General features: G+C 71.5%; 11 protein-coding genes. 3 read left to right on the top strand and 8 right to left on the bottom strand.

All coding sequences use genetic code 11. The annotated features are described in order from the left end of the window. Nucleotides 1-25: 25 nt before the first annotated feature. Complete coding sequence (locus tag ACSYGN_RS31215; RefSeq protein ID WP_460401518.1) at nt 26-706, bottom strand: class I SAM-dependent methyltransferase; 681 nt, start codon at nt 704-706, stop codon at nt 26-28. Between the two features lie 161 nt (nt 707-867). On the opposite strand from ACSYGN_RS31215, the gene ACSYGN_RS31210 reads away from it, so the two are divergent. Beyond that, nucleotides 868-1,146: a DUF6343 family protein gene (locus ACSYGN_RS31210; protein WP_460401516.1), complete on the top strand. Its 279-nt coding sequence runs from the start codon at nt 868-870 to the stop codon at nt 1,144-1,146. A 45-nt stretch (nt 1,147-1,191) separates the two neighbouring features. On the opposite strand, the gene ACSYGN_RS31205 is transcribed toward ACSYGN_RS31210, so the two are convergent. From ACSYGN_RS31205 to rpsA, 4 genes are all read right to left on the bottom strand, one after another. Further along, nucleotides 1,192-1,572 (bottom strand): tetratricopeptide repeat protein, encoded by a 381-nt coding sequence (locus ACSYGN_RS31205; protein WP_460401514.1) that lies wholly within the window; start codon nt 1,570-1,572, stop codon nt 1,192-1,194. A 260-nt stretch (nt 1,573-1,832) separates the two neighbouring features. Beyond that, nucleotides 1,833-2,438 (bottom strand): dephospho-CoA kinase, encoded by a 606-nt coding sequence (coaE, locus tag ACSYGN_RS31200; RefSeq protein ID WP_460401512.1) that lies wholly within the window; start codon nt 2,436-2,438, stop codon nt 1,833-1,835. Between the two features lie 269 nt (nt 2,439-2,707). Further along, on the bottom strand, nt 2,708-3,646 hold the full coding sequence (locus ACSYGN_RS31195; protein ID WP_460401510.1) for a PAC2 family protein: 939 nt from the start codon (nt 3,644-3,646) through the stop codon (nt 2,708-2,710). 454 nt (nt 3,647-4,100) lie between these two features. Then, complete coding sequence (rpsA, locus tag ACSYGN_RS31190) at nt 4,101-5,591, bottom strand: 30S ribosomal protein S1 (RefSeq protein WP_460401508.1); 1,491 nt, start codon at nt 5,589-5,591, stop codon at nt 4,101-4,103. Between the two features lie 231 nt (nt 5,592-5,822). On the opposite strand from rpsA, the gene ACSYGN_RS31185 reads away from it, so the two are divergent. Beyond that, complete coding sequence (locus tag ACSYGN_RS31185) at nt 5,823-6,776, top strand: methyltransferase domain-containing protein (protein WP_460401506.1); 954 nt, start codon at nt 5,823-5,825, stop codon at nt 6,774-6,776. A gap of 187 nt (nt 6,777-6,963) precedes the next feature. Next, on the top strand, nt 6,964-9,681 hold the full coding sequence (locus ACSYGN_RS31180; RefSeq protein ID WP_460401505.1) for an ATP-dependent RNA helicase: 2,718 nt from the start codon (nt 6,964-6,966) through the stop codon (nt 9,679-9,681). On the opposite strand, the gene ACSYGN_RS31175 is transcribed toward ACSYGN_RS31180, so the two are convergent. The 3 genes from ACSYGN_RS31175 to ACSYGN_RS31165 form a co-directional block, all read right to left on the bottom strand. Then, nucleotides 9,671-10,663 carry a PorA family protein gene (locus tag ACSYGN_RS31175; RefSeq protein ID WP_460401503.1) on the bottom strand — a complete coding sequence of 331 codons (993 nt, stop codon included), beginning with the start codon at nt 10,661-10,663 and terminating at the stop codon, nt 9,671-9,673. The genes ACSYGN_RS31180 and ACSYGN_RS31175 overlap by 11 nt on opposite strands. Nucleotides 10,664-10,684: 21 nt before the next feature. Beyond that, nucleotides 10,685-10,819: an SPW_0924 family protein gene (locus tag ACSYGN_RS31170; RefSeq protein ID WP_460401501.1), complete on the bottom strand. Its 135-nt coding sequence runs from the start codon at nt 10,817-10,819 to the stop codon at nt 10,685-10,687. A 174-nt stretch (nt 10,820-10,993) separates the two neighbouring features. Beyond that, nucleotides 10,994-12,706, bottom strand: a complete 1,713-nt coding sequence (locus ACSYGN_RS31165; protein WP_460401499.1) for a lytic transglycosylase domain-containing protein — start codon at nt 12,704-12,706, stop codon at nt 10,994-10,996. Nucleotides 12,707-12,761 lie beyond the last annotated feature (55 nt).

Genomic DNA, 12,761 nt, shown 5'->3' with positions numbered 1-12,761 from the left:
CCATCCGGGCTGTCCCGTCGGTCGTCTACTCCATCGGCACGGCCCTCACCCACGTCCCGTCCTCGGTCAGATACTGGTCCGCCTTCAGACCCGACTCCTTCAGCGCCTCCTCGAACTGCTCCTTCGTCAGGGGCCGGGTTCTGAACGTCTGGGTCCAGACCGCGTCCGGGAACGCATACTCGGCGCGCACCGAGTTCGCCCCGTCCCCGAGCGGCTCCGCCGACAGCATCCGCACGGTGAAGCCGGCGGGGTCGACCCGCTCGCGCGGTATGTCCGTGTGCCAGTCCTGGCCCTCCCGCTGGATCAGCACCTGACCGCCCGACGCGACATGCCGCACACAGGTCCGCAGCAGACCGCGCCGCACCTCCAGGTCTCCGGCGTGCACGAGGAACGACCCCAGCATCACCACGTCGAACGACTCGCCAAGATCGAGATCCTCGATCGGGCCGCATATCGTGCGCGCCCCGCGGACGCGTGCCAGCATCTCGGCGGACTCGTCGACCGCCGTGACCGTGAAACCCCGCTCCAGCAGCGCGTGCGTCACCCGGCCGACGCCGCTGCCCAGTTCCAGGATGTGCGCGCCCGCCGGGACGGCCGCGGCGATGACATCCGGCTCGCTCCCCACCGGCAGCCGCGCGTACAGTTCCACCGCGCAGCCGTCCGGGGTGATCGCTCCGGGACCCGTTCCCTCATACCCTTCACGCATTTCCAGCTTCATACCCGGACAACGGCCCGCGTCCGCACGCCCGTTCCCACACCGTCCCCGGTTCACCCTTTCGGGTAATCACGGCGCCGACACCCGCTCCCCCGGTCCCGTGGAGAACCGCGTCGGCGGAGAGTACGTTTCAAGCAGGAGCAGTGGTCACGATGCGTACGGGCAGTGAACCGGTGACCGCTCGCAGTGCGCTGCGGGCCCGGTTCTGGCTGAGCGTATGGGGGCTGATCTGGGCCGTTCCGGGGACGGTCGCGTTCGTGCTCGTCGGACTCACCGGCTGGGCCGTGGTCTGCGGGGTGCTGAGCGCTGTGATCGTCGTCGACCTGGCGATGATCGTCCGGCACATCCGGCAGGGCCCGCACTATCAGCCGGGGCGCGATGTCCCCCCGTACCGTCCACCGTATCCCCCGCCACGGCACCGCCATCCATGACCCGGGCGTCCATGCCCCCGAGCAGTGTCCGCGAGCCCCGCCCCCTCACACGTCGAACCGCGCCGCCTTCAGATACTGCGGGTTGGGGTCAAGGGCCGCGGCCAGCCGGAAGTGACGCTTGGCCTGGTCGGGGCGCCCCTGACGTTCGTAGGTGCGGGCCAGCGCGAAGTGGGCGAACGCGTTGTCCGGCTCCCGCTCCAGCACGACGGCGAACTCGAGTTCGGCGGGCCTCAGTTGCGCGGCGGCGAAGAACGCCCGCGCGCGCAGCAGCCGCGCGGCCGTGTTCTCGGGGTGCGCGGCAATGACTCCGTCGAGCAGCTTCACCGCACCCCGTGGGTCCCGTGCGGCAAGCAGTTGCTCCGCGGCACGGAAGTCGATGACATGCGTCTCCGGACTCCGTCCGGGTGAACCGCTGGTCTCGGGCACGGCGAAATCCTTCCCTCGCTGCCCCGGTTCAACGCCCGTGACAGGCCCACTATTCCGATTCTTCGTCCCGGTTCAGGGCGCCCACGGTCCTGTTATGCACGGTTAGGGCCCTGGCGAGCCCCGGACACCGTCGTGATCCGGCCACATCGGACGAACCCCGCCGGGACGGCGGTGAAACGGCCGCGCGGCAGGCAGTCACACGCGCCGCAACGGTCGTCGACGCGACAGCCACGCCACCGGGACGGTCCTGGGAAAGACACTCATCCCTGCCGGGACGCGCGCTCCGTCAGCTCCGTCCACACCTCATGGACCCGGCGCCGCAGCTCTTCCAGGGGGACGTCGTTGTCGATGACTATGTCCGCGGCGGCCAGGCGCTGCTCGCGTGTCGCCTGCGCGGCCATGCGGGCGCGGGCGTCCTGCTCGGTCATGCCGCGAAGCCGTACCAGCCGGTCGAGCTGGGTCCCGGGGCTCGCGTCGACGACCACCACGACGTCGTACAGCGGCGCCAGGCGGTTCTCGGTGAGGAGCGGGACGTCGTGCACGACCACCGCGTCCTGGGCGGCGGCGCCCTCCAGTTCACTCGAACGGGCGCCCACCAGGGGATGGACGACGGAGTTGAGGACGGCGAGCTTCGCGGGGTCGGCGAAGACGACGGAGCCCAGCTTGGGGCGGTCGAGTCTGCCGTCCTCGGTGAGCACCTCTTTGCCGAACGCCTCCACGACGGCCGCGAGTCCGGGAGTTCCGGGCTCGACGACCTCCCGCGCGATGCGGTCGGCGTCGATCAGCACCGCGCCGTGCTCCACGAGAAGCCGCGACACCTCGCTCTTGCCGGCGCCGATCCCGCCGGTCAGGCCCACCCTCAACATGAGCCGAAGCCTAAGGCCTGTCCGGCGGATCAAGTCGGAGGAAACCGACGGCACCCATTGGCCCAGGTGAGCGGGGGCTGGTGCGTGCAACTGCAAGGCGGAGGAGGGAGTCGACGCGGAGCGTCGGCGAGTGACGACAACGCCGCAGGTGCGCGTGCCAGCCCCCGCGTCTCCGGCATGATCCGCCGGACAGGTCTTAAGGCCTGTGTGCCGGACACCGCCGGGCGGACGGGAAGGTGACGACAGGCCTTGCGGTCATGCCGTCCGGCTCAGCCCTCGCCCTCCCGCTCGGCCAGGAACCGCTCGAACTCGCGGCCGATCTCGTCGGCGGACGGAATGTCGACGGGCTCGGCGAGCATGTTGCCGCGGCTCTCGGCGCCGGCGACGGCGTCGTACTGGTGCTCCAGGCCCTGGACGAGGGCGGTGAGCTCCTCGTCGCCCTCCCGGATCTGGCGGTCGATCTCGGTCTGGGTGCGGTGCGCCTCCATGCGCAGCGTGTGCGCGACGCCGGGCAGGACCAGGCCGGTCGCCCCCGTGATCGCCTCCAGGACGGTCAGCGACGCGTCGGGGTACGGCGAGCGGGCGATGTAGTGCGGCACATGGGCGGCGACGCCCAGCACATCGTGCCCGGCCTCCATCAGGCGGTACTCGAGCAGCGACTCGGCGCTGCCGGGCACCTGGGCCTCGTCGAAGGGACTGCGATGGCCCGGCACCAGTTCGGTGCGGTTGCCGTGCGGGGTGAGGCCGACGGGACGGGTGTGCGGGACGCCCATCGGGATGCCGTGGAAGTTCACCGACAGCCGGACGCCGAGCCGCTCCACGATCTGCCGCACGGCGGCGGCGAAGCGCTCCCACTCCACGTCCGGTTCCGGGCCGGACAACAGCAGGAAGGGCGCTCCGGTGGCGTCCTGGACGAGGCGGACCTCGATCGCGGGCTCCTCGTAACCGGTCCAGCGGTCGCGCTGGAAGGTGAGCAGCGGGCGGCGGGCCCGGTAGTCGACGAGCCGGTCGTGGTCGAAGCGGGCCACAACCTGCTGGGGCAGCGAGTCGAGCAGTCCGTCCACGATCTGGTCGCCGGTCTCCCCGGCGTCGATGTATCCGTCGAAGTGGTAGAGCATGACAAGACCGGCCGACTCCTGGGCCAGCGCCATGTCGACGACGGCCAGCCCCTTCGGCTCCCACGTGTACAAACCCTGCGGATCCAGCACGATGACCTGCTCCTCCTCGTGTTCGTACCCGACAACGCCCGGCGGGGCACGGGCATTCCCGCCCGGTGTCTTGATCGGCTGTGCTCTTAGGGCCTTTTCATGCTGGCCGCCCGGCCCTGAGTCGCGGCTGAGCCGCGCCGCCGATGCCTGAGCGGGGCTGAAGCGGAGCCCTGCGTCGACCGGTCGCGGCGTACGGTCACCGCTGTGCGCCGCAGTCCCGGACTCCCGGAGGTCTCCGTGACATCTGCGCGGCCGACGGGCCGACGGCAAGGCCGACGGGCCGACCGCATGGCCGACGGGCCGACCGCATGGCCGACGGGCCGACCGCATGGCCGACGGGCCGACCGCATGGCCGACGGGCCGACCGCATGGCCGAGGGGCCGCACCTCGGAAGGTACGGCCCCTCGGCCACCGTTCAACGGCTACCGGCTGAACGCCGGTTCAGCGGCGAGCGTCAGCTCTGGCCGCCGGCCAGCTTCTCGCGCAGGGCGGCAAGCGCCTCGTCCGAGGCCAGCGCGCCGGAGTTGTCGGCACCCTCGGAGGAGTACGACCCACCGGTCGCTGCCGGAGCAGCGGCCTCGCCGCCCTCGGCGGCAGCGGCGGCGTCGGCCTCGCGGGACTTGATGACCTGCTGCTGGTGCTGCTCGAAGCGGGTCTGCGCCTCGGCGTACTGGTGCTCCCACGCCTCGCGCTGGGTCTCGTAGCCCTCGAGCCAGTCGTTGGTCTCGGGGTCGAAGCCCTCGGGGTAGATGTAGTTGCCCTGGTCGTCGTAGGACGCGGCCATGCCGTACAGGGTCGGGTCGAACTCGACCGTGGCCGGGTCGGCACCGAATGCCTCGTTGGCCTGCTTCAGCGAGAGGCTGATGCGACGGCGCTCGAGGTCGATGTCGATGACCTTGACGAAGATCTCGTCGTTGACCTGGACGACCTGCTCCGGGATCTCCACGTGGCGCTCGGCCAGCTCGGAGATGTGCACCAGACCCTCGATGCCCTCGTCGACGCGCACGAACGCACCGAACGGAACCAGCTTCGTGACCTTGCCGGGCACGACCTGGCCGATCTGGTGGGTGCGGGCGAACTGCTGCCACGGGTCTTCCTGGGTCGCCTTCAGCGACAGGGAGACACGCTCGCGGTCCATGTCGACGTCGAGAACCTCGACGGTGACTTCCTGGCCCACCTCGACGACCTCGGACGGGTGGTCGATGTGCTTCCAGGAGAGCTCGGAGACGTGGACGAGACCGTCGACGCCGCCCAGGTCCACGAAGGCACCGAAGTTGACGATCGAGGAGACGACACCGGAACGGACCTGACCCTTCTGGAGGGTCGTGAGGAACGTCTGGCGGACCTCGGACTGGGTCTGCTCGAGCCAGGCGCGGCGGGACAGGACCACGTTGTTGCGGTTCTTGTCCAGCTCGATGATCTTCGCCTCGAGCTCCTTGCCGACGTACGGCTGAAGGTCGCGGACACGGCGCATCTCGACCAGGGAGGCCGGGAGGAAGCCGCGGAGGCCGATGTCGAGGATGAGACCACCCTTGACGACCTCGATGACGGTACCGGTGACGATGCCGTCCTCTTCCTTGATCTTCTCGATGGTGCCCCAGGCACGCTCGTACTGGGCGCGCTTCTTCGAGAGGATCAGGCGGCCTTCCTTGTCCTCCTTCTGGAGGACCAGGGCCTCGATCTCGTCACCGACGGCGACGACCTCGTTGGGGTCGACGTCGTGCTTGATCGAGAGCTCGCGGCTCGGGATGACACCCTCGGTCTTGTAACCGATGTCGAGCAGGACCTCGTCCCGGTCGACCTTCACGATGACGCCGTCGACGATGTCGCCGTCGTTGAAGTACTTGATCGTCTCGTCGATCGCGGCGAGGAAGGCTTCCTCGTTACCGATGTCGTTGACCGCTACCTGCGGGGTGGTGGCGGTGGTCTCGGTGCTGCTCGTCATGTGGGAAAGGGCTCCGGTACGGACATTGAAGTCGTAGGTACTGCATTACGCCAGGAGCCCGTTTCGCTCTGATGAAGCCGGACAGCCAAGGAAGCGCCCCACCAAGGAAAACGGTGACGGCGCCTCGACAACCGAGGGGACATACAACAGATGCGAGCACAGCCTGCTACGTCTGAGGTGCGCAGGCCCGCAGCGCAACTTGTAGCATACGGGGGCAGCCAGGCAGGGTCAATGCACGAAGGCGCACACCCGGGGCGGAACGCCGCATACCCGGCACAAGAACCGTCCCACGAGGCCACCCGGGCCCGCGGGAATCTCTTCCGCGTCACCCGCGCGCGTCGGGCTGGACGGAAGAGTACGACGAGGGAGCCGATCATCCAAGTGCCCGAACCGTTCGAGCCCGAAGCCACCCGCCGTGCCTCCGGCGTCGCGGAGAGCGCCCGGGCCAACCGGGGCTGGTGGGACCGCAACGCCGACGAGTACCAGGTGGAGCACGGCACGTTCCTCGGCGACGACCGCTTCGTCTGGGGCCCCGAGGGTCTGGACGAGGTGGAGGCAGAACTGCTCGGCCCGCCCGAGGAGCTGAAGGGCAAGGACGTCCTGGAGATCGGCGCGGGCGCCGCGCAGTGCTCGCGGTGGCTGACGGGGCAGGGTGCGCGGCCGGTGGCGCTGGATCTCTCCCACCGCCAGCTCCAGCACGCGCTGCGGATCGGCGGTTCGTTCCCACTGGTCCAGGCGGACGCGGCCGCGCTGCCGTTCGCTGACGGCTCGTTCGACCTGGCGTGCTCGGCGTACGGGGCGCTGCCGTTCGTCGCCGACCCGGTGCTGGTGCTGAGCGAGGTGCGCCGCGTGGTGCGGCCCGGGGGCCGCTTCGTGTTCTCGGTGACGCATCCGCTCCGCTGGGCCTTCCCCGACGAGCCGGGCCCCGAGGGGCTGTCGGTGTCGGGGTCGTACTTCGACCGCACGCCCTACGTCGAGCAGGACGACGACGGGCACGCGGTGTACGTCGAGCACCACCGGACGCTCGGCGACCGGGTCCGGGACATCGTCGCGGCGGGCTGGCGGCTGGTCGACCTGGTGGAGCCGGAGTGGCCGGCCTGGAACACCTCGGAGTGGGGCGGCTGGTCGCCGCTGCGCGGGAACCTGATCCCGGGAACGGCGATCTTCGTGTGCGAGCGGGACTGACTGCCGGGCACGACTTCCGCTGCACGCGCGCGTGAGCCGCTTGCACGGGCTGTGCGGGCTGTGCGCGCGTGAGGGCCTTTGCTGCTTCCTGCACGATGCTTTTCGGAACGCACGCGCGCGTGCGTTCCGAAACGGACCGCACGCGCGCGTGGGCCGAGCCGTTCGTCAGGCGTACGACACTGGGGTCGTGATCCGCTACGACGCCCTGGACGCGCTCCCTGTCCGCAGTGCCCTGCCCGCTCTCATGGACGCCCTCGCGGACCGCGGCACGGCCGTCCTGGTCGCTCCGCCCGGCACCGGCAAGACGACGCTGGTCCCGCTGGCCCTGGCGGGGCTCCTCGGCGACACCCCGGCGTGTCGCGTGGTCGTGGCCGAGCCGCGCAGGATCGCCGCACGGGCCGCGGCCCGCCGGATGGCGTGGCTGCTGGGCGAGAAGGTCGGCCGGAGCATCGGTTACACCGTGCGCGGTGAGCGGGTCGTGGGTCCGCACGCGCGCGTGGAGGTCGTCACGACCGGTGTGCTGCTGCAGCGCCTCCAGCGGGACCAGGAACTGGCCGGTGTCGACGTCGTCGTGCTCGACGAGTGCCATGAGCGGCATCTGGACGCGGACACGGTGGCGGCATTCCTGTGCGACGTGCGGGAGACGCTGCGGCCCGAGCTGCGGCTGGTCGCGGCCTCGGCGACGACCGACGCGGAAGGCTGGGCGCGGCTGCTGGGCGGCCGCGGCGGCGCGCCGGTGGTGGAGGCGGCGGGTGTGTCGTATCCCGTGGAGGTGGTGTGGGCACCGCCGGTACGGCCCGTACGGCCGCCGCACGGCATGCGCGTGGACCCCGCGCTGCTCGGCCATGTGGCATCCACGGTGCGGCGGGCGCTCGCCGAGGGGCAGGGCGACGTGCTGTGCTTCCTGCCCGGCGTGGGCGAGATCGCGCGGGTGGCCGGGCAGCTCACCGGCGTCGGCGAGATCGACGTGCTCCAGGTGCACGGGCGGGCCCCGGCGGCGGTGCAGGACGCGGTGCTGTCGGCCGGGGAACGGCGCCGGGTGGTGCTGGCGACGTCGGTGGCGGAGTCCTCGCTGACGGTTCCCGGGGTGCGGGTGGTGGTCGACTCCGGCCTCGCGCGTGAGGCGCGGGTGGACCACGCGCGTGGGTTGAGCGCACTGACGACGGTACGGGCCTCGCAGGCGGCCGGACGGCAGCGGGCGGGTCGCGCCGGGCGCGAGGCCCCGGGGACCGTCTACCGGTGCTGGGCGGAGGCCGAGGACGCCCGTCTGCCGCGTTTCCCGGCGCCGGAGATCCAGGTGGCCGATCTGACGGCGTTCGCGCTCCAGGCCGCCTGCTGGGGCGATCCGGACGCAGCCGGACTGGCGCTGCTGGATCCGCCTCCGGCCGGGGCGATGGCGGCGGCGCGGGAGGTGCTGTCGGCGATCGGCGCGGTGGACACCGCCGGGCGGGCAACGGACCGCGGGGTCCGGATGGCCCGGCTCGGCCTGCATCCGCGCCTGGCACGGGCGTTGCTCGACGCCTCGGCCGCCGTGGGCCCGGACCTGGCCGCCGAGGTCGTGGCCCTGCTGAGCGAGGAACCCCCGCGGGAGTACGGCGACGACCTCGCCACCGCCCTGCGCACGGCCCGCCGGGGCGGCGACACGTACGCGCCCCGCTGGCGCAGGGAGGTACGACGCCTGCGCGTTGCGGCCACGGGGCCGGCTGGGCCGCCCGCTGCCGTCGGGCAACCGCCGACGGATACCGAACCCCGCCGCGACAGCATGGTGCCCACAGGTCCTGCGGACCGACCGGACGGCGGCGACAACGGCCGGCGGCCCGGGGCAACCGTGGGCGGGCCCGCGGACGCCGCCCACGACGCCGGGGGGCCGCAGAAGGGCACAGCGCGCCAGCCGGACGGCGGCAGCCGCGGCGTCGGTGGTGGCCGCGAGGGTGAGGACGCTCGGATCGGCGTCGTCGTCGCTCTCGCGTTTCCCGAGCGGGTCGCCAGGCTGGACGGCGGGTCGTATCTCATGGCGTCCGGCACCCGGGCCGAGGTGGACGCGGGGTCGGCGTTGCACGGGGCGTCGTGGATCGCGGTGGCCGTGGCCGACAGGCCGGTCGGCAGCAGGCACGCGCGCGTGCGGGTCGGCGCCGTCATCGGGGAGGACACAGCCCGGGGCGCCGCCGGGGCGTTGGCCGGGGCGCGGGACGAGGTGCGCTGGGCCGACGGGGATGTCGTCGCCCGGCGTGTCGAGCGGCTGGGGGCGATCGAGATGGCGGTGCGGCCGCCGGCCGACGCCGATCCCGCCCTGGTGCGCGGCGCGCTGCTCGACGGGCTGAGGCAGGAAGGGTTCGGGCTGCTCAGGTGGACGCAGGATGCCGTCGTGCTGCGGCAGCGGCTGGCGTTCCTGCGGCTGCGCCTCGGAGAGCCGTGGCCGGACGTGTCGGACGACGCGCTCCATGCCCGCGTCGACGAGTGGCTGGAGCCCGAGCTGAGCCGGGCCCGCCGGCGTGCCGATCTCACGCGTGTCGACGCCGGGCAGGCACTCACCAGGCTGCTGCCCTGGGCGTCCGGCGAGGCGGCGCGGCTGAACGAACTCGCCCCGGAACGCATCACCGTGCCCAGTGGGTCCAGAATCCGGATCGACTACGGGAACCCCGAGCAGCCGGTGCTGGCGGTGAAGCTCCAGGAGATGTTCGGGCTGCGCGAGTCACCGTCGGTCGCCGGGCTGCCACTGCTGGTCCATCTCCTCTCCCCCGCCGGGCGGCCCGCGGCGGTCACCGCGGACCTCGCCTCCTTCTGGGCGGACGGCTACCGGAGCGTCCGGGCGGAACTGCGCGGACGGTATCCGAAGCATCCCTGGCCCGAGGATCCGGCGACGGCCGAGCCGACGCGGCACACCACCGCACGGCTCAGGCGCTGACCGGCTGTGGCGCCTCGGCCGCGGCGGGCGCGGGATCGGCAGGACGCCTGGCGCGCGCCTCCAGCCAGAGGGAGAGGGCCAGCAGCAGGGTGCCCAGGATCAGAAAGCCCCAGGGCAGGTAGGACGTCATCAGCAGGACCAGGGTGCGGTTGCTCTTGACCAGCGCGACGGTGTGCCGGATGTAGTCCTCGCGCATCTTCACGTGTCCGGCGAACGCCGTCACCTTGTCACGCCCGCCGAGCAGGGTGCCGCCGCGCAGTTCCTCCTTGTGGATCTCCTCGCCGTAGACGGGCGCGCCGGTGACGGGCTCGACCCAGAACTTGCGGACCGTGGTGTACCAGCGGGTCGTTCCCGTCTTGGCGACCGACTCGGGGGTGATGCCCTTGACCGGCATGACCTTGGGGAACCTGACCTGGGTCCACGGGATCGTCTGCTCGAAGTAGTACACCTCGACGCCGCGGAAGGTCGTCGTGCCCTTGTAGTGAATGGGGTGGGTGGTGCGGGTCTGGGCGTCGAAGTACTCGTAGTCCCGTTTCTCGGTCAGGAACGGCCACTTGAACTCGATGCCGTCCCTCTTCACCGGGTCGCCGTCGACCGCCTCGCCGGTGGCGTGGACGGGTTCCTGGCTGTGGGCGTCGAAGATGTAGCGCTCGGGGATCTCGGAGACCATCTTGCCGTCGGGGCCCTGGACGTAGGACAGGCCGTCCCAGACGACGACGTCCCGGCCGGCGGTCCGCTCGATCTGCTTGGCGGCCGCCACGTTCCCCTTGAGGGTCTGCACGATGGTGACTTTGGAGACCTTGCGGGCCTTCATGGTGCCGTAGTCGAGGAGGGTGGCGCCCTTCGCCTCCAGGACCATGTCCTGGTACTGGCCCGCGGGGATCTTGGCCAGGCGCGGGAAGGCGTACCAGCGCAGCAGTGGGGACAGCGCCGCGAAGAACACGGCGAGGGCGAGCAGGATCAGACTGGCCCTGCGGTGCATCTCGGCCTCCCTGCCGGGTGTCTACGGGTGCGCGGGCACTGTGGTCAGCAGCGGCTTCGGGGATGTCGTACCGTCCGGTGTGCCCATGGCGGTGAGGGCGAGGACCAGGGCGACCGCGACGGCGAGACCGGTCGCGGCGGCGATCAGGGCACGCATACGGCCTCCCACCGGGCGGAACTGGAGTGTGCGCGGCACACCGCTGACACATCGTCAGGTCCGGCACCGTAGCAACGGGCGGGCGAGATGAGAACAGGTCGCGCACACGGACGAGGGGCGCCCCGCCGCCGAAGCGGAGGAGCGCCCCTCGACCGGGCTGCCGGGCTGCCGGGACTACGTCGTTGCCGAAGCGCTCGGCGACGGACTCGCCGACGGGGTGGCGGGCGCCGTAACCGTCAGCTGGACCGTGAGCACGGCCCCTCCGGTGGTGGTGATGCGCAGCAGGAACGTGCCGGTGGTGTCGTCCGCGTACAGCTTGGGCAGCGTCAACTGGCCGTCGGCGTCCGTCTGGAGCCCGGTCAGGGTGCGTACGGTCTTTCCGTCCGCGTCCTTGAAGTAGGGGCCCTTGTCGTTCTCGGTGGCGTCGTCCGCCGACTTGATCAGGGTGGCGGTGGCGGCGACCTTGTCCGCGACGGCGCCCTTGTACGTCGCCTTCACGGTGACCTGGTCGGCGAACTCGCCGCCCGCGGTGCAGGTCAGCTCGGTGTCGGTCGTGCGCGCGAGGGTGTCGGCGGCCCGGTCGGTGACCGTCGCCCGGTAGTCGAGTCCGGGCAGCGCACGGCCCACGACGACTGCGCGGACGGTGAAGCCGCCGGTCTTCTCGCCCGCCTGGAGCGCAGGCGCGACGGCCGTGCCGGAGCTGTCGGTCCGGACCGTGACGACGGTCTCGCCGCCGGTGAAGGTCGTGTCGGTGTCGCCGAGGATGGTGAACCTGACCCGGACCTTGGCGACACCCTTGCCCTTCTTGTTCTCCGCGCGGGTGCTGATCTTCGCGGTGAAGGCGTCGCCCGCCATGGCGCTGAGCGTCGCGGTGCCGGGGTCCTCGATGTGGTCCACCGTCTGGGTGGGCGTCGGCGTCGGCGTGCTGGGGCTGCTCGGCTTGTCCTTCGACGGCGGCGTCGGACTGGGGCTGGATCCGCCGCTGCCGGAGCCCGAGCCCGGTTTCGACGTCGCCGGGGATGTGGGCGTGGGGTCGGCCCCGCTGCCGCTGTCGCTGCGGTTGGAGGGCACGGTGCCGGAGCCGTCCGGGATCGAGTGGGTGCCCTTGCGGTAGTACTCCAGCCACGTCAGGACCGTGTTCAGGTAGTCCTGCGAGTTGTTGTAACTGAGGATCGCGCTGTGCAGGTCGCTCTGCTGGGACAGGTCCCAGTTCATGCGGCACAGATAGTGTCCGGCGGCCAGCGCGGCGTCGTAGACGTTGTTGGGGTCCTTCTTGCCGTCGCCGTTGCCGTCGCGGCCCGCCCAGGCCCAGGTGGACGGGATGAACTGCATGGGGCCGACCGCGCGGTCGTAGGTGCTGTCGCCGTCGTACAGGCCGCCGTCGGTGTCGCGGATGCTGGCGAAGCCGTTGCCGTCGAGGACGGGGCCGAGGATCGGCGACAGGGTGGTGCCGCTCGCGTCGACGCGGCCGCCGCGGGCCTGGCCGGACTCGACCTTGCCGATGGCCGCGAGGAGTTGCCAGGGCAGGTTGCAGCCGGGCTTGGAGGTACGCAGTTCCTCGGCGGCCTTCTTGTAGGCGTCGAGGACGGTCGCCGGAATGCCCGCCTCGGTGTCGCCGGTCGAGACGGAGGTCCCGGTCGTCGGGGAGGGGCTGGTGCTGGGGTAGGGGCTGTTCAGCGACGGCAGGTCCGTGTAGTACGGCGAGTTGCCGGTGGCGCTGTCGTCCTGGACGGGATCCTGCGTGGACTGCCCTGCGGCGCTCTGTCTGCCGGCGTCGTCGTTCGTCACCGCCGGTGCCTGGGACGCCGACAGAGCCGCGACCGCTGCCGCGGCCACGGCGGTGGTCGCCGCCCCCTTGCGCAGCCTCCTGCCGAAGTGCGCCGCCATAGAGTGAATACCTCCCATGGACGCCCGTGCGCCCGTCTCCGTCGTCTGTGTGTGC

The organism is Streptomyces sp. YIM S03343, from assembly GCF_054729195.1.
The sequence above is the reverse complement of the archived record's forward strand: the minus strand, read 5'-3'. Positions and strand labels throughout refer to the sequence as shown.